13 protein-coding genes and 2 pseudogenes are annotated in these 21,304 nt (G+C 73.5%); 2 read left to right on the top strand and 13 right to left on the bottom strand.

Annotated features, from left to right (window positions below; all coding sequences use genetic code 11):
* Nucleotides 1-93 precede the first annotated feature (93 nt).
* The 11 genes and pseudogenes from MCAG_RS22875 to MCAG_RS22825 form a co-directional block, all read right to left on the bottom strand.
* Nucleotides 94-1,161 (bottom strand): hemolysin family protein, encoded by a 1,068-nt coding sequence (locus MCAG_RS22875; RefSeq protein WP_007075352.1) that lies wholly within the window; start codon nucleotides 1,159-1,161, stop codon nucleotides 94-96.
* Nucleotides 1,158-2,554, bottom strand: a pseudogene (locus MCAG_RS22870) (hemolysin family protein). The gene MCAG_RS22875 and the pseudogene MCAG_RS22870 overlap by 4 nt, the downstream one beginning before the upstream one ends.
* Before the next feature lie 169 nt (nucleotides 2,555-2,723).
* A complete protein-coding gene (locus MCAG_RS22865; protein WP_157548073.1) occupies nucleotides 2,724-3,767 on the bottom strand; it encodes an IS630 family transposase in 1,044 nt (347 codons plus the stop codon).
* 251 nt (nucleotides 3,768-4,018) lie between these two features.
* A complete protein-coding gene (gene mnhG, locus MCAG_RS22860; protein WP_036377850.1) occupies nucleotides 4,019-4,378 on the bottom strand; it encodes a monovalent cation/H(+) antiporter subunit G in 360 nt (119 codons plus the stop codon).
* Nucleotides 4,379-4,503: 125 nt separating this feature from the next.
* Entirely contained in the window at nucleotides 4,504-4,767 is a 264-nt protein-coding gene (locus tag MCAG_RS22855; protein WP_007075349.1) for a monovalent cation/H+ antiporter complex subunit F, read from the bottom strand.
* Nucleotides 4,764-5,459 (bottom strand): Na+/H+ antiporter subunit E, encoded by a 696-nt coding sequence (locus tag MCAG_RS22850; protein ID WP_007075348.1) that lies wholly within the window; start codon nucleotides 5,457-5,459, stop codon nucleotides 4,764-4,766. The genes MCAG_RS22855 and MCAG_RS22850 overlap by 4 nt, the downstream gene beginning before the upstream one ends.
* A 102-nt stretch (nucleotides 5,460-5,561) precedes the next feature.
* A complete protein-coding gene (locus tag MCAG_RS22845) occupies nucleotides 5,562-7,076 on the bottom strand; it encodes a Na+/H+ antiporter subunit D (RefSeq protein ID WP_036374819.1) in 1,515 nt (504 codons plus the stop codon).
* Nucleotides 7,073-7,555 carry a Na(+)/H(+) antiporter subunit C gene (locus MCAG_RS22840; protein ID WP_050778043.1) on the bottom strand — a complete coding sequence of 161 codons (483 nt, stop codon included), beginning with the start codon at nucleotides 7,553-7,555 and terminating at the stop codon, nucleotides 7,073-7,075. The genes MCAG_RS22845 and MCAG_RS22840 overlap by 4 nt, the downstream gene beginning before the upstream one ends.
* 16 nt (nucleotides 7,556-7,571) lie before the next feature.
* Complete coding sequence (locus MCAG_RS22835) at nucleotides 7,572-10,415, bottom strand: Na+/H+ antiporter subunit A (protein WP_157548186.1); 2,844 nt, start codon at nucleotides 10,413-10,415, stop codon at nucleotides 7,572-7,574.
* A 151-nt stretch (nucleotides 10,416-10,566) separates the two neighbouring features.
* The gene (locus MCAG_RS22830) at nucleotides 10,567-11,388 is read right to left on the bottom strand and encodes a hypothetical protein (protein ID WP_036374816.1); all 822 of its coding nucleotides are present in this window, start codon (nucleotides 11,386-11,388) and stop codon (nucleotides 10,567-10,569) included.
* Nucleotides 11,385-12,509, bottom strand: a complete 1,125-nt coding sequence (locus tag MCAG_RS22825) for a Rab family GTPase (RefSeq protein WP_036374813.1) — start codon at nucleotides 12,507-12,509, stop codon at nucleotides 11,385-11,387. Before MCAG_RS22825 ends, MCAG_RS22830 begins: the two co-directional genes overlap by 4 nt.
* 328 nt (nucleotides 12,510-12,837) lie before the next feature.
* On the opposite strand from MCAG_RS22825, the gene MCAG_RS22820 reads away from it, so the two are divergent.
* A complete protein-coding gene (locus MCAG_RS22820; RefSeq protein WP_007075342.1) occupies nucleotides 12,838-14,421 on the top strand; it encodes a DUF4139 domain-containing protein in 1,584 nt (527 codons plus the stop codon).
* A 5-nt stretch (nucleotides 14,422-14,426) separates the two neighbouring features.
* Here MCAG_RS22820 and MCAG_RS22815 read toward each other — a convergent pair whose 3' ends face one another.
* Nucleotides 14,427-14,774, bottom strand: coding sequence for a hypothetical protein (locus tag MCAG_RS22815; RefSeq protein ID WP_007075341.1), 348 nt, complete (start codon nucleotides 14,772-14,774; stop codon nucleotides 14,427-14,429).
* A 175-nt stretch (nucleotides 14,775-14,949) separates the two neighbouring features.
* On the opposite strand from MCAG_RS22815, the pseudogene MCAG_RS22810 reads away from it, so the two are divergent.
* Nucleotides 14,950-19,620 (top strand): annotated as a pseudogene (locus tag MCAG_RS22810) (ATP-dependent helicase).
* A gap of 141 nt (nucleotides 19,621-19,761) precedes the next feature.
* Here the strand turns inward: MCAG_RS22810 and MCAG_RS22805 are convergent.
* Entirely contained in the window at nucleotides 19,762-21,135 is a 1,374-nt protein-coding gene (locus tag MCAG_RS22805; RefSeq protein WP_007075339.1) for a ricin-type beta-trefoil lectin domain protein, read from the bottom strand.
* Nucleotides 21,136-21,304: the final 169 nt, after the last annotated feature.

The following is a 21,304-nucleotide window of genomic DNA, read 5'->3' as shown; positions in this document are numbered from 1 at the left end:
GGCACGGCTTTCCCGGCCGGCGGCCGGACAGTCCTGCCGGACCGGCGCGGACGCCGGGACCGGCCCGGCGCCGCCGGACCTGCCGCGCGGGCCTCAGCGCATCCGGCGTCCCCGAGGCACCGGATCGGTTTCGTCGTCGAACTCGCCGATGACCTCCTCCAACAGGTCCTCCAGCGCCACGAACCCGATCGGCCGGGTCGGGCCGCCGCCGTTGCGGACCAGGGCGAGCTGGGCCTGCCGGCCCTTCATCGCGGCCACCGCCTCCGTCACCGACGCGGACGCCGGCAGCGTGAACGCGTCGCTCATCAGCTCCCCGGCGGTGGCCGCCCGGCCGGTCGTGGTGACCCGCACGGCCTCCCGGACGTGCACCAGGCCGCACACCTCGCCGCCGGCGTCCAGTACGGCCAGCCGGGACCGGCCGCTGTCGCGGGACACCTGCTCGATCCGCTCGGCCGAGTCCTCCCGGCCGACCGTGACGATCCGGTCGAAAGGCTCCATCACCTGGGCGACCGTGGTGCCCTGGAGCTCCAACATGCTGGTGAGCATCCGGTGCTGCTCCGCGCCGAGCAGTCCGTGCTCGCGGGACTGCTCGAGCAGGATGCGCAGTTCGTCCGGGCCGTGCACCTGGGCGAGCTGGTCCTGCGGGCGCACCCGCACCAGCCGCAGCATCGCGTTGGCCAGCGCGTTGAGCGCCGACAGCAGCGGCCGGGCCACCCGGGCGAACGCCCGGAACGGCAGCGCCAGCAGGGTCGCCGACCGCTCCGCGTCGGTGATCGCCCACGATTTCGGGGCCATCTCGCCGACCACCAGGTGCAGGAAGGTAACCAGGCCCAGGGCGAAGACCAGCGCCACGACGTGGCTCGCCGCGTCCGGCAGCCCCACCGCGTGCAGCAGCGGGCTGAGCAGGTGCTCGATCGCCGGCTCGGCCAGCGCGCCGAGGCCCAGGGTGCACAACGTGATGCCGAGCTGCGCGCCGGCCAGCATCAGGGACAGCTCGCGCACACCGTCCAGCGCCGCCCGCGCCCCCCGGCCGCCGCCGGTCGCGACGGCCTGCTCCAGCCGGTACCGCTTGCTGGCCAACAGCGCGAACTCGGCGGCCACGAAGAACCCGTTCAGCGCCAGCAGCACGACGGAGACGACAAGGGCCACCCCCGGGCTCATGCCGCCTCCTCCCCGCCCCGGCGGCCACCCGCGCCACCCGCCGCCTCGCCACTCGACCGGCCCGCCGCCTCGCCGGTGAAGCGGAGCCGGACCGAGTCGGCGACGTGCCGGTCCACCGCGAGCACCTCGACCAGGGCACGCGGCTCGGTCTCGGCGTCGCCGTCGACGGGAAGGACGATCTCCAGCCGGTCGCCCACCTCGGGCACCCGGCCCAACTCCCGCATGACCAGCCCGGAGACGGTGTCGTACTCGGGCGCCTCGGGCAGGGCGATACCAGTGCTGTCGGCGACCTCGTCGATCCGCCAGCGCGCCGGCACCACCCAGGACCCGTCGTCCTGCCGGGCCGGGGCACGCTCCGGCGGGTCGTCCTCGTCGCGGATCGGACCGACCAGTTCCTCGGCGATGTCCTCCAGCGTGATCACGCCGGCGAAGCCGCCGTACTCGTCCACCACGCAGGCGAGCTGCCGGTGGCCGACCCGGAGCCGGTCCAGCACCGTCGGCAGCGGCAGGGTCTCGGGCACCAGCAACGGGGGTACGGCCACCGCGCTGACCGGGGTCGTCGCGCGCTCGGCCGGGGGCACGGCCAGCACGTCGGCGATGACGATCACGCCGGCCAGGTCGTCCACGCCCTCGGCCCCGCGTACGGAAAGCCGGAATGCCCGGTGTCGAGCAGCTCCACAACCCGGCTCAACGGCTCGTGCGCCGGACGATGTGCACGTCGACCCGGGCATCATGGCCTCTCGGCGTTCAGCTCCCGGAAGTCGAGCTCCGATCGAGCAGGTCGACATCTCGTCGGTGCCCCCTCCTCGCGGGGACTCGGGCGATGATCTGCTCCCAGGTCCTTCCGGGGTGGGCGCCGCTGGGCAGTTCCTCGATCGGCTCGATGCCAACCCGGCGCAGCAGCCCGTACGGCGGCCTTGTCGAACAGGGTGATCACCGGCCCGGCGACCCTCAGGTAGATCAGGGTGGACCGACTCAGCGCCCGGGCCAGCGGCTCGGCGCGGGCGATGGCCAGGTTCTTCGGGGCCAGCTCGCCGAGGACCATCTGCACGACGGTCGCGATGAGCAGGGCCAGCGCGACCGACAGCGGCAGGGCGACGGCCGCGGAGGCCCCGGCCACGCCGAGCAGCTCGGCCAGCCCCGCGCCCAGGTACGGCTCGGCGACGTACCCGACCAGCAGCGCGGTCACGGTAATGCCGAGCTGCGCGCCCGAGAGCATGAACGACAGCCGGCCGGTGACCTCCAAGGCCCGGGCGGCGGCCGGGTCGCCTTCGTCGGCGAGCTGCCTGAGCCGGCCCCGGTCCACGGCGACGTAACCGAACTCCTGGGCCACGAAGTAACCGGTGGCGGCGGTGAGAACGATGATGAGGACGAGTCCGACGACGATCAACACGGGTCGCTCAGGGCTCCCGGGGACGTCAGGACGGGAAGATGCCGGGCACGACCCGGCTGGCTACTGCTGCCCTCCTGGGCAGAAGAGTCGATCATGCAGCCCATTTTATCGGCGTCGACTGAGCGCCCGCTGAAGGTGGGCTGCGGAAGGTGCAAGGAAGGGCCCCTTGTTAAGCGCCTGGCCAGAAGTTCTGTCGGTATTCGTGGGGTAGCCATGGGCTGGTCCAGGGTGCGGCGGTGGTGAGGTTCTGGTCGGAGGTGCGGTGGCGGAAGAAGGTGTGGGCTTGGCGGAGTCGGTCGGCGAGGGTGGTGACGGCGGTGTTGGCGATGTGGTGTTTGAGGGCGGCCCAGATGCGTTCGACGGGGTTGTCCTGGGGGCTGTAACGGGCGCCGGTGATCAGGTGTAGGCGGGGGTGTTGGGCGAGCCACGCCTGGGTGTGGCGGCTGGTGTGGGTGGTGTCGTTGTCGCAGAGCACGACTACGGCCGGGGCGTCGGGGTAGGCGTCGAGGAGTTGCTGGAGGAAGTAGCAGAACACCTCGGACACGGCCTTGACGCAGGCGTGGTAGTGGAAGACGCCGGTGGTGAGGTTGATCGCGCCGTAGATGCTGCGGCGTTGGTTGCGGCCGGGGGTGGGGATGCGGTGGCGGATGCCGGTGGGCTGCCAGCATGCGCGGACTTTGGCGAGGAGTTCGAGGTAGGTTTCGTCCTCGGCCAGCATGACCGTCCCGGCGGGCAGGTGTCGCAGGTGAGCGCGGATACGGGTGCAGATGGTGTCGTGGTCGGGGTCGGTCTTGGCGACCAGGCGGGGCCGGCGCCAGTTTGCGTGTTCGCGGATGCGCCGGTAGGTGGTGCGCAGGCTGATCGCGGGTCGGTCGAGGGCTCGCCAGATCCGGAGGGTGGTCCAGGCCTTCGGGGTGGTCAGGAGGACGCGGATCCGTCGGCCGAGGCCGGTGCTGCCGTGGCGGGGCCGGCCTGAACGAGGCCGGTCGGGTAGGCCGGCCAGGCCTTCGGCGTTGTGTCGTCGGATCCAGCGGCGCACGGTGACGGGGTCGTCGTAGTGCAGGAGTTCGGCGATCTCCGCCGGGGACATGCCGTCGGCGGAGAGCAGGATCATCACCGTGCGCATGGCGACGCGCCATTGGTGGTGCAACGCGGTGAGCAGTTGCTGGTACTCGGCGTCGGTCGGGTTGGCGTAGGTCTGTGCCGGTCGCATACTGATCGTGGCCTCGCTGGTGTTTGCACGTTGTCGGAAACTCCATGCAAACCCAGCGAGGTCCACACCGCACGACGAGCCTCAACCCAGACGGTTACCGACAAGACTTACGGCAACCTGCTTAACGCCTGAGGTAGAGAAAGGAACCCTTCTCACCCCCTTGGTGGACGAGCAGTCCTGCGCGTTCCCCGGGGCCGACGTGTTAACAGGGGGCCCTTCCTATACCAAATGCGTTAACAAGGGGCCCTTCCTTACCTCCCGTCGGCGAGTTCGTCGGCGTCGAGGAGGGAGCGGTTGACCCCGCCCGAGCGGTACGCGGCGCGGCCGACCATCTGGGCTGCCACCGGCGCGGTGGCCAGTTGGAAGACCGCCACCAGCGCGATCATGCCGAGGTCCTCGGAGGTACGCAGCCGCAGCCCGACCCCGGCGAGCAGCAGCATTACGCCGAGCACCTGCGGCTTGGTCGCCGCGTGCATCCGGTCGAGCACGTCCGGGAAGCGCAGCACGCCGATCCCGGCGGCGAGGCTGAGCAGAGCCCCGGCGACCAGACAGCCCGCACCCAGCCAATCCGCCACGGCACCAAGGCTCAGCCAGTCGGCGGCGGCGGCCATGCTCGGCCAGTCCCGGGTGGCGGTGCCGACACTCAGCCACTCGAAGGTGGTAGCGCCAGCGCTCGGCCAGTCGCGGCAGGAGACGACAGCCACGTCCAGCGGGGCATCGAGAGCGACGGCGGCCTTCACGACTCCTCCCCGACGGCGAAGCGGACCAGGGCCACCGCGCCGACGAAGCCCAACAGGGAGAGCACCACGAGCACAGGCAGGGTGGTGGCGTGGCGGTTGATCGCCGCCTCCGTCCCGACCGCACCGACCATCGTGTTGAGCAGGACGTCGGACGCGATGACGCGGTCCAGCAGCGACGGGCCGCGGTACATCCGGGCCAGCGCCAGCAGCGCGGTGACCGACAGGAGCACGGTGAGCACGGTGGCAAGGGCGACGGTCACTGGTCGGCCCCCCTTTCGGTGGGACGGGCAGAGTCGGTGGGACGGGCGGAGTCGGCGGGAGAGGCGGAACCCGTGGAAGGGGCGGGAGCGGAAGGACCGGAGGGGGCAGCGGCGGGAGCGGGGGTGAGGAGACGGAGTTCGGCGGCCGAGCCGATCGCGCGCATGATCCGGGCCTCGACGGCGAGGATGCGTTCCCGGCTGGCGGTCAGGTCCTCCGGCCCGCGTACGTCGAGCACGTGCACGTAGAGCAGGCCCCGCTCCCGGTTCACCTCGATGATCAGGGTGCCGGGTACCAGCGTGATCAACTCGGCCGTGAGTGCAAGGTTCAGGTCGGTACGTACCCGCAGTTGCACCGCGATGACCGCGCTCCGGGGCCGGTAGCCCGGCCGCACCGCGATCCAGGCCACGCGGACGCTGGCACTGACCAGTTCGGTGACGAATCGACCGGCCAGCACCAGCAGCGCCCACAGGCGTAGCCGGCCGCCGAAGGTGACCGGCGGCAACGGGAAGAACAGCAGTACGGCCGCGCCGAGCAGCAGCCCGCCGAGCAGGTTGCCCCAGGAGAACCGGCCCCAGAGCAGGCACCAGATCAGCACCATCCAGACCAGGGCCAGCAGCCGGTCCCGCCAGCGGCCGAGCCGGCCGTGTACGCGGGTCACCGGGTCGTCGGGGCCGGTCACCCGCCCGGTCACCGGACACCGCCGGAGAGCGCGCCCCGCCCCGTGACCGGGGTACCGCCGGACACGACAGCCCGCCCCGTCACGGGGACACCCCGGAGAGAACGGCCCGCCCCGTCACGGCGCGCCGCCGGGGAGTACGGCGCGTACGTACGGGGTGCGGGCGCGCAGGTCGGTCGCCGCGTCGGTGGTCACCCCGAACAGCGGGTCGGCGGTCACGGTGAGCACTAGGCCCAGCGCCACCAGGGCCGTGGTGGCGCCGACCATCAGGGTGGGCAGCCGGCTCGGCGGGGCGGCGGCGACCAGCCGGGGGGCCCGCCAGAACGCGATGCTCCACACCCGGGACGCGGCGTAGAGGGTGAGCAGGCTGGTGGCGGTACCGGCGGCGACCAGCGCCCAGGGCAGCACGCCCCCGGCGCCGACTCCGGCCTGGAGCAGGCCAAGTTTGCCGAGGAACCCGGAGAACGGCGGAACCCCGGCGAGGTTCATCGCCGGCACGAAGAAGAGCACCCCGAGCAGCGGGGCCACCCGGGCCAGGCCGCCGAGCCGGCGCAGGTCGGTGCTGCCGGCCCGCGCCTCGACCAGCCCGGCGACCAGGAACAGGGTGGTCTGGATGGTGATGTGGTGGACCACGTAGAAGATCGCCCCGGAAAGGCCGGCAACGCTGCTCAGCGCCACCCCGAAGATCATGTAGCCGATGTGGCTGACCAGCGTGAACGAGAAGAGCCGCTTCATGTCCGACTGGGCGACCGCGCCGAGGATGCCGACCACCATGGTCAGCCCGGCCACCACCATCAGCAGCCCGTTGACGTCGCCGCCGGGGAAGAGCAGGGTCTCGGTGCGGATGATCGCGTACACGCCGACCTTGGTGAGCAGGCCCGCGAAGACCGCGGTGACCGGGGCGGGCGCGGTCGGGTAGCTGTCCGGCAGCCAGGCCGAGAGCGGGAACACGGCCGCCTTGATCCCGAAGGCCAGCAGCAGGATGAGCTGGAGGGTGAGCCGTACGCCGTCGGGCAGCGCGTCGAGCCGCCCGGCGAGCTGGGCCATGTTGAGGGTGCCGGTGGCGGCGTACACGAGGCCCACCCCGACCAGAAAGATCATCGACGACAGGATGCTGACCACCACGTACGTCGACCCGGTCCGGATCCGGCTCTCGGTGCCGCCGAGCGTGATCAGCACGAAGCTCGCGGCCAGCAGGATCTCGAAGCCGACGAAGAGGTTGAACAGGTCGCCGGCGAGGAAGGCGTTGGTGACGCCGGCGGTGAGCACCAGGTAGGTGGGGTGGTAGATGGTCACCGGCGCGGACTCGCCGATGTCCCCCCGGCCCTGCCCGATCGAGTAGAGCAGCACGCACAGCGTCACGGCCGAGGAGACCACCAGCATCAGCGCGGCGAGTTGGTCGGCGACCAGCACGATCCCCACCGGCGGGGGCCAGCCGCCGATCCGCACCACCACCGGCCCGTGCCGGTACGCCTCGACGAGCAGCACCACGGCGACCACCACCCCGACGGCCAGCACGACCACGCTGACGGCGCGCTGGAGCCCGGGCCGGTTGGCCAGCAGCAGGGTGAGCGCGGCGCCCAGCAACGGCACCACCACCGGCAGCGGGACGAGCCAGGCGTACCCCGTCACGGTGTCTCCCCCCGGTGCTGCCGGCGCAGGTGCGGCTCCGGGTCGACCTGTTCCGGGTCGCCGCCGGGGCCCTCGCCGCCGAGGTCGGGCGCGGGCAGCTCGTTGTGCGCGGCCAGCGTGGCGACCTGGCGGTCCTCCAGGTCGTCCTGCACCTCGTCGTTGCCGGTCAGATACCAGTTGCGGTAGGCGACCGCGAGCAGGAACGCGGTGAACCCGAAGGTGATCACGATGGCGGTGAGGATCATCGCCTGCGGCAGCGGGTCGCTCATCCGGTCCACCGGTGCGGTGCCGACCGTGGGCGCGTCCCCGGACCGGCCGCCGAGCAGGATCAGCAGGTTGACCCCGTTGCCGAGCAGGATGACGCCGAGCAGGATGCGGGTCAGGCTGCGTTCCAGCAGCAGGGTGACGCCGGTGCCGGCGAGGGCCCCGACGACGACGATCAGCACCAGGGTCGGCCTGGTCTCGCTCACGGTCGCCATCCCTGCGGGTCGACGATCAGCCCGCCCTCGGTCTTGCCGGTCGCCTCGATGTGGCGGTCGACCTCGGCGCCGAGGCTGGCGCAGAATGTTCCAGCATCCAGGCCCGACCACGATTCAGGTAAGACCCCCGACCGTCCGAAAGAAGAATCCGACGTGACGACGGTAGAAGTTTCCGTATGCCCGGGCAGCCAGAAGGTCGACCTTCGCGCTTTTCCAGCACGGATCCGCCGACGACGAGGGCGACCACGCCGGCGCCGACCGACACCGCCAGGCCGGCACCGAGGACCGTGCCGGCGGCGACGGGGGCCGCCTCGGCCAGCTCGTACCGGCCGCCGGCGAGGTAGCGCAGGGTCAGGGCGAGGCTGGCGACCAGGCCACCGGAGAAACCGCCGCCGGGGGCGTTGTGCCCGGAGAAGAGCAGGAACAGGGAGAAGAGCACGATGGTGTGGAAGATCAGCCGGGTGACCACCTCGAAGACGATGGACCGGCGGCGCTTGGTGAGGGTGGGGCCGCCGCGCAGCCACACCGGCCGCTGCGGTCCCCGCCGCGGTCCCCGCCGCGGGGAGCGCTCGGGGCGGCGGGGGCGGCGCGGCCGGGGGCCGGTGCGGGAGCGCTGGAAGATCAGGCTGGCCACCCCGGTCGCGGCCACCACGAGCACGGAGATCTCCCCCATGGTGTCCCAGGCCCGGATGTCGACCAGGACCACGTTGACCACGTTGCGCCCGTACCCATCGCTCACCGCGAGGCCCGGGAAGGCCAGCGAGATCGGCGACGCGGTGCGGGCACCGACCGCGACCAGGCAGAGCCCGGCGAGGACCACCCCGACCGCCGCCCCGACGGACCGGCGCACCCACCGGCTGCGGCGCAGCGGGCGGGTGGAGAACCGTTCGGGCAACCGGCGCAGCACCAGCACGAAGACCGCGATGGTCGCCGTCTCCACCAGGAACTGGGTCAGCGCCACGTCGGGCGCGCCGTGCAGGACGAACATCATCGCGGAGCCGTAGCCGGTGACCCCGACCAGCAGCATCGCCGTGAGTCGGCGGCGGGCGCCGACGGCGAGCAGCGCGGCCACCACCGTCACCAGGCCGACCACCAGTTGCAGCGGAGTGTCCCAGAGCGCGACCCGCTGCCGCCACGGGCCGGCGGTCAGCATCGCCCCGCCGGGCACGACGACGAGAACCAGCAGGATCGTCCCGAGGTACTGCGGCAGGGAGCCGCGCTGGGTGGCGCTGGTGACCTCGATGGCGAGCCGGTCGAAGGCGTGGCTCAGCCACTCGTATCCGCGCGCGCTGTCGACCGGCGCGCGCACCCGGGCCAGCACGGGGACGAGCGGGCCGCGCAACGCGAACAGGGCCGCGCCGCCGGCGAGGGCCAGGGCGGACATGCCGAGCGCCAGGGTCGGCCCGTGCCAGAGCGCGAGGCGCTCGGGCATCGGGCCGAAGAGTTCGGCGTACGGGCGCAGCAGCGCGCCCAGCGGGCCGGCGAGCAGGCCGACGACCAGCCCCGCGGCGGCCAGCAGGGCGGGCGGCCCCAGCATGGCGGCGGGGACGGGCTGCGGTTCGGTCTGCTCGGCGGGCGGGCGGGCGCCGAACGCGCCCCAGACGAAACGGACCGTGTACGCGACGGTGAGCGCGGTGCCGGCGACGAGGCCCGCGAGGACCAGCGGCTGGTCGGCGAACGCGGCGAGGACGGCCTCCTTGGCGACGAAGCCGACCATCGGGGGCAGCCCGGCCATCGAGGCGGCGGCCAGCACCGCGACGGCGGCCAGCAACGGGGCCTGCCGCCCGAGCCCGGACAGTTCCCGCAGGTCGCGGGTGCCGGTGGTGTGGTCGATCGCGCCGACGACGAGGAAGAGTGCCGCCTTGAACAGCGCGTGCGCGAGCAGCATCGCCGCGCCCGCCAGGGCGGCTTTCGGGGTGCCCGCGCCGAGCACCACGGTCAGCAGGCCGAGCTGGCTGACGGTGCCGTACGCCAGCAGCAGCTTCAGATCGCACTGGCGCAGCGCGGTCCAGCCGGCGCCCAGCATGGTGAGCAGCCCGGCGGTGACCGTCACGGGCCGCCACGGGCCGACGGTGGCCAGCACCGGGGCGAGCAGCCCGAGCAGGTAGACACCGGCCTTCACCATCGCCGCGGCGTGCAGGTACGCGCTGACCGGCGTCGGCGCGGCCATCGCCTGCGGCAGCCAGCCGCTGAACGGCAGCACCGCCGACTTGGCCAGTGCCCCGGCCAGCACCAGCAGCACGGCGGTGGCCAGGTAGCCGTCGGCCGGCAGCCCGGCCCCGGCGAGCTCCGACCAGCGGTACCCGCCGGCGTGCCGGCCGAGCATCAGGAACCCGACCAGCATCACCAGCCCGCCGAACGTGGTCACGGTGAGCGCCTGCGCCGCGGCCCACCGGCTGGCCCGCCGCTCGGTGCTGTGCCCGATCAGCAGGTAGGAGAAGATGGTGGTCAGCTCCCAGAAGACGTAGAGCAGCAGCAGGTCGTCGGCGAGCACGAGGCCGAGCATCGCGCCGGCGAAGGCGACGAGCACGGCCGCGAACCGGGCCAGCCCGACCGATCCGGCGGCGAAGTACCGCGCGCAGTAGACCAGCACCAGCGCGCCGACACCGCCGACCAGCAGGGTCATCAGCCAGGACAGGGTGGTGAGCCGGAAGGCCAGCTCCAGCCGCAGTTGCGGCACCCAGGGGTACGTCTCGACGAGTGCGCCGCCGTTGCGTACCGCCGGCGTACGGGCCACGGCCCAGCCGAACGCGGCGGCCGGCGCGAGGGCGAGGGGGTAGCAGGCGCGCGGACCCCACCACCGGACCAGCAGCGGCGCGACGAGCGCCGCCACCAGGTGAAGGATCAGCAGTACGAGCACCCGCGCTCCCGGTCGAGGTGGCAGCAGCGCGCCCGAGGGGAGACGCCTAACAGCGATCAGACGCCAGTTTCCGGCCCGACGGGCGGTTTTACCGGAATTCGCGGGAGTTGGCGGCAGTGCGCGGCTGGCGTCCGCCGGCCACGCCCCGTGGTCACCTGAGAAGCTTCCCGATCACACCCCTGATCCCACCCGAGGCGGAACCGCCAGATCCCGGGGGCAGGTACTCGCCCACCACCGCCCCGCCGGCGAAGAAGCGCAGCAGGGAGGCATCGGCGAACTGCGTCGAGCCAGGGCCCGGCAGGCCACCGAATGGCAGGTACCTGGCGACGACCTCACCCTCCCCGTGCCGGAAGGCTGCCGCCAGGAGCTCCGCCAGCAGGTAGGCGGGGTCGTGGCCCGATTCCCCGAGGGCGGGCGCGGCGTCGCCGACCACCCGCTTGCCGATCAGACCGGAGAAGAACGTGCCCAGCCCCGCCAGCGCCGGTGCCAGCTCGCGTCGGACCGCGTCGCCGTCCGGGCCCTGTAGCCGGTTAGCCAGCGCGTCGGCGGCCCTCCGAGTACCGGGCCGCGTCACCGCGCACGACCGGGCGACGGCCGCGACCATGGCAGCGAGAATGTGCACCCACAGCTCCGGCTCGGCCCGGCTCGAGACGACGAAGCCGAGGGTCACGCAGAGGCCCGCCCGGCCGGAGCCGCTCTCCACCGCCTCGACCGGGATGCTGACCAGAAGGAGCCTGGCTCCTCCCAGTCCGCACGAGACGCCGGCCGGCAGGCGCGTCGCGCCCACCTCGCCGGCGAGGAATCCCGCCAGCTCATGGACCCGGTGGTTCTGGGCCTCGGAGAGGGTGCCCAGCTCGCCGATCACCAGCCCGTGCTGGACCCCGGGCATGAATCCGAAGACGAGCGGCGCGACCGACGGCGGCCCGCCGCCCGTCCCGCCGGCTGAGCCGGCGAACAGCGTCCGAACGCTCACGACATGACCACCTTCCGGATGCTCTCGCGGATTTGCTGCACGCCCCACCCGGTCTTGGCGCTCCCCACGATCCAGACGAAGGGAATCCTGTTCTTCTTGCAGATGCCCTCGATCAGGTTGCGGTGCTCCTGGAACTGGCTGTCGAACTGATCCCGGATGCCCTTGGCGCTGGAATCCTCCGGGGAACTGTTCGACAGTAGGTCGAACTTGGTACCGAAGACGATCACCAGGTCCAGCTTTCGGTTCAGCCTGCGATCTCCGAGCACCGCACGCGGCACGCTGGCGTACCCCTTCTGTTCGGCAACGTAGCGGGGATCGAAGCCCGCCCCGACCCCGGCCGCGTTGTCCGCGCGGGGAGCCAGCACGAAGACGAGGACGCGCTTGGCTCGGCGCGGCGACTGGTTCAGCTGGTTCCGGATCTCCCACGGCTCACTTCCGGCCGTGTCGGTGATGCGCGGGATCAGCGTGTACTTCCCGTACGGAACCGGCTCCAAGGCCGGGGTCCGCGCCACCCCGACGGTCGGTCGGGAGTCCGCGAAGGGAGCGCTGTCGTCCTTCCACTTCCGCCAGAGCTGCGTCTTGCCGGAACCCGGCGAGCCCAACAGCACGACGTGGATGCGCTTCTCGTAGCGCTTGGCCCACATCCTGCCGATGAAGGCGGTGACGAAGCCCAGCCCGAGGATGCTGACGACGAATCCAAAGACGTCCTTGACGACCTGCCAGTGCTCCGTGAACCAACGAGTCGTCCGCGCCCAGAGGCCGGGGTCCCACCGGCCCAGTCCGTCCCGGACGGCGGCCTCCTGCGCCGCCTTCTCCTCCTCGTCCCCGGCCGGACCGGTGATCTCGGCACAGCCCTGCCGCAGCAGTTGCCAGCGCACCTCCTCCACTTTCCGGTACGCCAACCTCCGGGCGCAGTCGAGATCGACATCGAGGCCCGAGACGTCGACCGTGACCGCGACGACCGCGCCGACGGAGACGCCCTTCAGGGTCGCCCCCTCCTGCGACCAGTCGGTCGTGACGACGTAGGCGCCCCGCGGCTCTGGAGTGGAATCCCCCGAATCGGCTTGCGGGCTGTCGCATGCCGCAATCGGCAGGGCCGCGATGACGACGAGTAAGGCCATTCCGCGCTTCAGTGCCCGCACTTGACGTAGCCCCGCTCTTTCCTGGCGTACCCCGTGGAACGCGAACCGGTCTTCACCGCGTGTCGTCACGACCTGTCAGGACGGCGCCGGGTGACGTAAGCATCATGGCGGCGGTGGACAAGCAGGACGGTCAGCGCCCGTCCGATTGGTGGGCTCTATGGGCTTTTCTAGCAATAACAGTGTCCGGAGAACGACTCCTCCGACGACATCGCGGGTCGACTCGCTGCACCGGACCGCCCGCCCCGCAGCCGGTCCAAAGGGTCGGGAGCACGAGCACGGTCCGGCTATCGTCGCCGCCGTGAGGGCAGTGGAGATCGAAGCACCCGTCGTCGGCGTCACCGTCTATCCGGACCGGGCCCGGGTCACCCGCCGCGGCAGCGCCCGACTGGCCGCCGGTGAGCACCGGGTACGCGTCGCGCCGTTGCCGCTGGGGCTGCGGCGGGACTCGCTGCGGGTCGGCGGCCGGGGCGCGGCCACCGTGCTCGGCGTGGACGTGACCACGTGGCGGCAGGCACGCAGCGCCGACGGGCAGATCCGCGAGTGGGAGCAGCGGAGCCGGGAACTGGCCGACGAGCTGGCCGAGGTCGACGACGCGTACGGGATCGAGGCGCAGCGGGGGCAGTTCCTCGCCGGGCTCGCCGAGCGGGCCGGCGGCACGTACGCCCGCGCGCTCGCCGCCGGTGACGCCGAGCCGGCCGACGTGGTCACCTTCACCGACTCGGTGGCCGGCCAGCTCGCCGACTCGCACGGCCGCCGACGCGGGTTGACCCGGCGGCGGACGGAGCTGACCGAGGAACTGGCGGTCGTGCAACGGCAGCTTGAGGCCGCGAGCGGCAAGCGGGAGCCGGACCGGTTGGCCGCCGAGGTGACCGTGTCGGTGGACGTCGACGACGCCGAGCTGGACCTGGAGCTGACCTACCTGGTCGACGGGGCCCGCTGGCAGCCTTCCTACGACCTGCGGCTGGTCGACGACACCGTGACCGTGACCTGGTTCGGCCTGGTCAGTCAGGACACCGGCGAGGACTGGCCGGAGTGCGTACTCCAGCTCTCGACGGCCCGTCCGGCGGCGGCGACCGGCGTACCCGAGCTGTCGACCTGGTATCTCGACCGGGTCCGGCCGATGCCGCGGGCGGCCATGCCGGCGGCGAGCTTCGGCGCGGTGCCGGCGCCCGCGCCGCCTTCCGGGGCGGCGGCCGACGCGGTCGGTGGGTCGGCCCGGACCGGCGTGCCTCAGCCCAAGGTGCGGCAGAGCGTGGCCAGGGTCGAGCAGGGGGTCAGCGCGGCCACCTACCGGCCGGCCCGCCCGGTCGCGGTGCCGGCTGACGGCAGCGCGTACCGGGCCACCATCGCCGTGCTGGAGCTGCCCGCCCGGCTGGACCACGTGACCGTGCCGGTCCGCGCGGCCGAGGCGCACCTGCGGGCCACGGTCCGCAACACCTCGGCACACACGCTGCTCCCCGGCCCGGCGGCGGTCTTCCACGGCGCCGATTTCGTCGCCGCGACCCGGCTGCCGACATGGGCGCCCGGCGAGGAGACCGAGCTGGCGCTCGGGGTGGACGATCGGGTACGGGTGGAACGGAAGCTGGGCCGCCGTGCCGACGCCCGGGCCACGCTCGGCTCGACCCGACGGCGGGACGTGGAGTACCGGATCAGCGTGGCCAACCACACGCCCCGGCCCGCGACCGTGGAGGTACGCGACCAACTGCCGGTGTCCCGCGACGAGTCGGTGGTCGTCCGGGAGGCCACCCTCGCCCCGCCGCCGGACGAGCGCACCGAGCTGGGCGAGCTGACCTGGCGGTTGCGGCTCGAACCGGGGGCGAGCGGCGAGATCACCATGGGCTTCCGGGTCGAACTCGCCAAGGGGGTCGAGCTGGCCGGCTGGCGGGAGTGACGGTTTCACACCAACAGGTCGCGGCGGTTCTCCACGAGCAGGTCGGGGCGGTCGAGCTGGAGGACGACCTTGTTGACCACGCGCTGGGCGGCGGCGAGGGAACGCACGGAGAGCAGTCGCCCCCGGCTCTCCCGGCGCAGGACGAAGAAGTGCACGGCGGCGCGGACCTGCCCCCGGTCGGCGGCGCTGGACTGGGCGGTCTCGCGGACCAGCTCGCGCAGGCAGGCCGCGAGCCGTTCGGCGAGCTCCAGCTCGGGGCCGTGCAGCCCGGCGCGGAGTGCGGCAAGATGGCTGTCGACCTTGCGGATGAGCACGTCGGTGCCCGGCCCGGCGCCTTGCTCCTCGACGGCCATCCGACCTCCTTCACAACTCGCTGCGGTGAAGTTACTTTAGGTTGCGGCATGGAAGCAAGCAGTTAAGTAAGGCTTAACGGAGCAAGCTCTCATTTCATCCCTAACCCGACCAGCGGGACGGCTCCGGACCGGCCCGGCGGTCCGGCCCACGCGGATGTCCCACCCCCGAGGCAGGATGGATGCCGTGGCGGAGGTGACGGCCGGCTTCGGCGCGGCGGAGGCGGCCCGGGTGCTGGCGGGGTTCGGCCCGGCGACCCGGGAGTGGTTCTCGGCGGCCTTCGCGACGCCCACCCCCGCCCAGGTCGGTGCCTGGCGGTCGGTGGCGGCCCGGCGCAACGCGCTGGTCGTCGCGCCCACCGGCTCCGGCAAGACCCTCGCGGCGTTCCTCTGGTCGCTGGACCGGCTGGCCGGGGCACCACCGCCGGCCGAGCCCCGGCAGCGTTGCCGGGTGCTCTACGTCAGCCCGCTCAAGGCCCTCGCCGTCGACGTCGAGCGCAACCTGCGCGCGCCCCTGGCCGGCATCCGGCAGGCCGCCACCCGGCTCGGCGTCGCCCCGCCGGAGATCACCGTCGGGATGCGCACCGGCGACACCCCCGCCGACGAGCGGCGGGCCTTCGCGCGCACCCCGCCGGACATCCTCATCACCACCCCCGAGTCGCTGTTCCTGCTGCTCACCTCCGCCGCGCGGGATTCGCTGCGCGGCGTGGAGACGGTCATCGTCGACGAGGTGCACGCGGTCGCCGGGACGAAGCGCGGCGCGCACCTGGCGCTCTCCCTGGAACGCCTGGACGAGTTGCTGCCCGCCCCGGCCCAGCGCATCGGCCTGTCCGCCACCGTCCGGCCGATCGACGCGTGCGCTCGGTTCCTCGGCGGGGCCCGGCCCGTCGACGTGGTGCAGCCGCCCAGCGCCAAGACCATCGAGGTCGGCGTCGAGGTGCCGGTGGAGGACATGACCCGCCTCGACGAGCAGGAGCCACCCCCCGACGAACCTGGGCGGGCCCCGGCCCGGCGCCGGGGCCTCGATCTGGCCCGCCGTCGAGGAGCGCGTGTTCGCGTTGGTCCGGGCGCACCGGTCGACAATCGTCTTCACCAACTCCCGGCGCAGCGCCGAGCGGCTCTGCGCCCGGCTCAACGAGCTGGCCGCCGAGGAACTGGCCGGCGCGGGGCCGGCTGCCGAGGAGCTGGCCGGCGCGGGGCCGGCCGCCGAGGAGCCGGGCACCGCGCCCCCGGGCCGCTCCCCCGCCCGACCGCCGGCCGAGGTGATGGCCCAGGCCGGTACGGCGGCCGGGGCGGCCCCGGTGATCGCCCGCGCCCACCACGGCAGCGTCTCGCGAGAAGAACGCAAGCACATCGAGGAGGCCCTAAAATCCGGCCAGCTCCCCGCCGTGGTGGCCACCTCCAGCCTGGAGCTGGGCATCGACATGGGCGCGGTCGACCTGGTGGTGCAGATCGCGGCCCCGCCCAGCGTCGCCGCCGGCCTGCAACGCGTCGGCCGCGCCGGGCACCAGGTCGGCGCGGTCTCCCGGGGCGTGGTGTTCCCCAAGCACCGGGGCGACCTGCTCTCCTGCGCCGTCGTCGCCGAGCGGATGGCCGCCGGGGCCATCGAGGAGCTGCACTACCCGCGCAACCCCCTCGACGTGCTTGCCCAGCAGATCGTCGCGATGGTGGCCCTCGAACCGTGGCGGGTCGGCGACCTGGCCGTGGTGGTCCGCCGGGCCGCCCCCTTCGCCGAGCTGCCCGACTCCGCGCTGCACGCCGTGCTGGACATGCTCTCCGGCCGGTACCCGTCGACCGCGTTCGCGGAGCTGCGGCCCCGGCTGGTCTGGGACCGCGCCGCCGACGTGCTCACCGGCCGGCCCGGCGCACAGCGGCTCGCCGTCACCAGCGGCGGCACCATCCCCGACCGGGGCCTGTTCGGTGTCTTCCTCGCCGGGGCGGAGCGGGCCGCCCGGGTCGGCGAACTGGACGAGGAGATGGTCTACGAGTCGCGAATCGGCGATGTCTTCCTGCTCGGTTCGTCGTCCTGGCGGATCGAGGAGATCACCCCCGACCGGGTGCTGGTCTCCCCCGCCCCCGGCCAGGCCGCCCGGATGCCGTTCTGGAAGGGCGACCAGCTCGGCCGCCCGGTGGAGCTGGGTCGGGCCATCGGCACCCGGGTGCGGGCCCTGCTGCGGCAGGGCGACGAGGCGGCGGTGGCCGCGCTGCGCGCCGGCGGGCTCGACGACTGGGCCGCCGGCAACCTGGTGGCGTACCTGCGGGAGCAGCAGGCCGCGACCCGGTCCCTGCCCGACGACCGCACCGTGCTGGTCGAGCGGTTCCGCGACGAGCTGGGCGACTGGCGGCTCGCCGTGCACAGCCTGCTCGGTGCCCGCGTCAACGGCCCCTGGGCCCTGGCCATCGGCCGCCGCCTCGCCGAGCGGTACGGCGTCGACGCGCAGGTCATGCCGTCCGATGACGGAATCGTGGTGCGGCTGCCCGACACCGCCGAGGAACCGCCCGGCGCCGACGTGGTGGTCTTCGAGCCCGACGAGATCGCCCAGCTCGTCGAGGAGTCCGTCGGCACGTCCGCGCTGTTCGCGTCCCGGTTCCGGGAGTGCGCGGCCCGGTCGCTGCTGCTGCCCCGCCGCGACCCGCGCCGCCGCCAGCCGCTGTGGCAGCAGCGCCAGCGGGCCGCCCAGCTGCTCGACGTGGCCCGCGAGTACGCCGACTTCCCGGTCACCCTGGAGGCCGCCCGGGAGTGCCTCAAGGACGTGTTCGACCAGCCGGCGCTCGCCGGGCTGATGCGCGACCTGGCTGCCCGGAAGGTCCGCCTGGTCGAGGTGGAGACGGACCGCCCGTCACCGTTCGCCCGCTCGCTGCTGTTCGGATACGTGGGCGCGTTCCTCTACGAGGGCGACGCCCCCCTCGCGGAGCGGCGGGCCGCCGCGCTGGCCCTGGACTCGGCGCTGCTCGGCGAGTTGCTCGGCCGGGTCGACCTGCGGGAGCTGCTCGACCCGGCGGTGCTCGCCGAGACCGATCGGCAGTTGCGCTGGCTGACCGAGCAGCGCCGCCCCCGCGACGCGGAGGACGCCGTCGAGCTGCTCCGCACGGTCGGCGACCTGTCGGAGGCGGAGCTGGCCGAGCAGGGCGAAACGCCGACTGGCTCGCCGAGCTGGCGGCGACCCGCCAGGTGCAGAGGGTGCGGGTCGCCGGCGAGGAACGCTGGGTCGTCGTCGAGGACGCCGCCCGGCTGCGCGACGCGCTCGGCGTGGCGCTGCCGGTCGGGGTGGCCGAGGCGTACCTCGCGCCGGTGGCCGACCCGCTCGGCGACCTGGTCGCCCGGTACGCCCGCAGCCACGGCCCGTTCGCCGCCGCCACCTGCGCCGCCCGCTTCGGCCTCGGCGTGGCCGTCGTGGAGCAGGAGTTGCGCCGGCTCGCCGCCGCCGGGCGGGTGGTCTCCGGCGAGTTCGCCCCCGACACCGTGGGCACCCAGTGGTGCGACGCCGAGGTGCTGCGGCTGCTACGCCGCCGTTCCCTGGCCGCGCTGCGCCGGGAGATCGAGCCGGTGCCGCCGAGCGCGCTCGCGGCGTTCCTGCCCCGCTGGCAGCAGGTCGGCTCGTCAGCCCGGGGGGTGGAGGCCGTCGCCGCCGCCGTCGAGCAGTTGCAGGGGGCGGCCGTGCCGGCGTCGGCGCTGGAGCGGCTCGTGCTGCCCGGCCGGGTCGCCGACTACTCCCCCGCCCAACTCGACGAGCTGTGCGCCGGCGGCGAGGTGTTGTGGGCCGGGTCCGGGGCGATCTCCGGCGGCGACGGCTGGGTCACCCTGGCGTACGCCGACGCCGCGCCGCTGCTGCTTCCCCCGCCCGACGACGCGTTGACCCGTACCCCGATGCACGACGCTGTGCTCGACGCGCTCGGCGACGGGCAGGCGCTGTTCTTCCGGTCGCTGGCCGACCGGGTCGGCTCGGCCGACGACGCCGCGCTGGCCGCGGCGATCTGGGACCTGGTGTGGGCCGGGCACCTCACCAACGACACCCTCGCCCCACTGCGGGCGGCGCTCGGCGGCGGCGGGGCGCACCGGTCCCGGCCGGCCGCGCCGCGCACCCGGTTCCGCCGTCCCGGCCGGGTGGCGCTGCCCAGCCGCAGCGGCCCACCCACCGTGGCGGGCCGCTGGTCCCGGCTGCCGGAGAGGGACCTCGACCCGACCCGGCGGGCCGCCGCCCTCGCCGACGTGCTGCTGGAGCGGCACGGCGTCGTCACCCGGGGCGCGGTCGTCGCCGAGCAGGTGACCGGCGGCTTCGCGGCCGTCTATCCGGTGCTGTCGGCGCTGGAGGAGCGCGGGGCGGCCCGGCGGGGCTACTTCGTGGAAGGGCTGGGCGCGGCCCAGTTCGCGGTGCCGGGGGCAGTGGACCGGATCCGCGCCCTCGCCGACCCGGCCGCCGACCGTGCGGGCGGGGCGGGTGTCGGTCGCGGGGGCGGGGCGACGCTCGTCCTGGCGGCCACGGACCCGGCCAACCCGTACGGGGCGGCGCTGCCCTGGCCCGAGCGGGCGGTCGACTCCGGCGACGGGGCGGCCACGGCCACCGGGCACCGGGCCGGCCGCAAGGCGGGTGCCCTGGTGGTGCTGGTCGGCGGCGAGCTGGTGCTCTACGTCGAGCGGGGCGGCCGGACGATCCTCTCCTTCGCCGACGATCCCGACGCCCTCGCGGCGGCCGGCAAGGCGCTCGCCGGCGCGGTGCACACCGGCGCGCTCGGCGCGATCTCGGTGGAGCGGGCCGACGGGGAGGCCGTCTCGGCGTCCCCGCTGCGCGACGCGCTGACCGCCGCCGGGTTCCGGGCCACCCCACGCGGCCTGCGCCTGCGCGGCTGACCGCTGCCCGGCGGTGGCGACGCGAGCAACCGGGAAGCTGACGCGGCCGGCCCGGCGGGTCGAGACGCCGGGCCGACCGCCGTCAACGGGGGATACGCCCGAGGGGCGTCCCGGCGGGACGGTGACGGAGAAGGTCGCGGATCAGCGCAGGCTCCACTGCTGGTTGGCGCCGCCGTTGCAGGACCAGAGAATGAGCTTGGTGCCGTTGGCGGTGCCTGCGGCGTTGGCGTCCAGGCAGAGCCCGGACTGGGCGTTGGTGATGGTGCCGTTGGCGTTGACGTTCCACTGCTGGTTGGCACCGCCGTGGCAGTCCCAGATGATCACCTGGGTGCCGTTGCTGGTGCCCGCGCCGCTGGCGTCGAGGCACTTGCTGCCGTACACCTGGAGTTGCCTGCTCGCGGTGAGGGTCCAGCGTTGGGCGGTGACGCCGGTGCAGTCCCACAGCTGCGTCTGGACGCCGTTGGTGGTGCTGCCGTTGGGCACGTCGACGCAGCGCCCGGACTGGCCGCCCACGATCTGCTTGCCCTGCTGGGGCCCGCCGGTGGGGGTCACCGTGGGGGTCGGCGTGGGGGTCGGCGGGGTGGTGCCGTCGAACTGGGTGAAGAAGCTCCACACCACGGGCCTGGTCCAGGAGTTCTCGCCGGGCGCGAAGGGGTCGGCGGAGCCGTCCACGGCGTTGGGGGCGTGCGGGCCGTCGAACGGCGCCCAGGCCACCGGGTAGCCGGCCCGGCATCCCGAGTAGTAGGTGAGGGTGTGCGTGAGGCTGCCCGGCGCCGGCTCCGGCGGGTTCTGCGGGGTGCAGCCGTTGTTCCTGACGAACCGATCGCGCAGCGACCGTCCGGTCGAGATCGGGATGACGTTGTCCCGGAGACCGTGGATGCCGATGTACGCGATGGGTTGGGTGCCGCCGCTGCAACCGCTCAGCTCCGCGCCGGCGTAGACCGCGACCGCGCGGAAGACCGTCGCCCGGGCGCAGGCGATGGCGTAGCTCATGCCGCCGCCGTAGCTGAAGCCCATGGCGAAGCGTTGCGTGGTGTCGACGCACAGACCTGCTTCGATCTGCCTCATCATGTCGTCGACGAAGGTGAGGTCCCGGCCGCTGGTGTTCGCCCAGCCGTTGCCGATGCCCTGGGGCGCGACGAAGATCGCCGAGTTGTTCGACAGCGCCCGGAGCCCGTAGTAGGACCAGGGGTATCCGCTGGTGCCGCCCGAGTCGACCTCGTTGGCGGTGCCGCCGTTCCAGTGGAACGCGAAGATCAACCGGTAGGGGCGGTTGCGGTCGTAGTTGTCGGGGATCCGCAGGATGAACGAACGGTTCTGGCCGCCGCTGGAGATCGTGCGCGTGCCGCTGGTCAACGTCGGGGCCTGGCCGCACCCGGCGGTCGCCGCGAGAGGAGTGACATCCTTCGCGTACGCGACCGGGCCGGCTCCGGCGGCGATCGCCGCGCCGCCGACCGCGAGGACGAGCGCTGCCGCGCCCGCCACAGCACCGACGACGAGCCGATGTCTCAACATGGGGCATCTCCTTCTGGGATCAGGCATGCGGCGGGTAGGCCCCGGGGATGCGACCGACCCGCGGTACGGATGAGAACGGCGCAGGCGACGCGGAGTCACCAGGTACCGTCGCCGACGGGCAGTGTGCCGACTGGCCGGCTGCCCGCCACCGGACCGATTCGTTGCCTGC

The organism is Micromonospora sp. ATCC 39149 (assembly GCF_000158815.1).
In the GTDB taxonomy this organism is placed as follows: domain Bacteria; phylum Actinomycetota; class Actinomycetes; order Mycobacteriales; family Micromonosporaceae; genus Micromonospora.
This window is presented reverse-complemented; position numbering and strand designations above follow the sequence as displayed.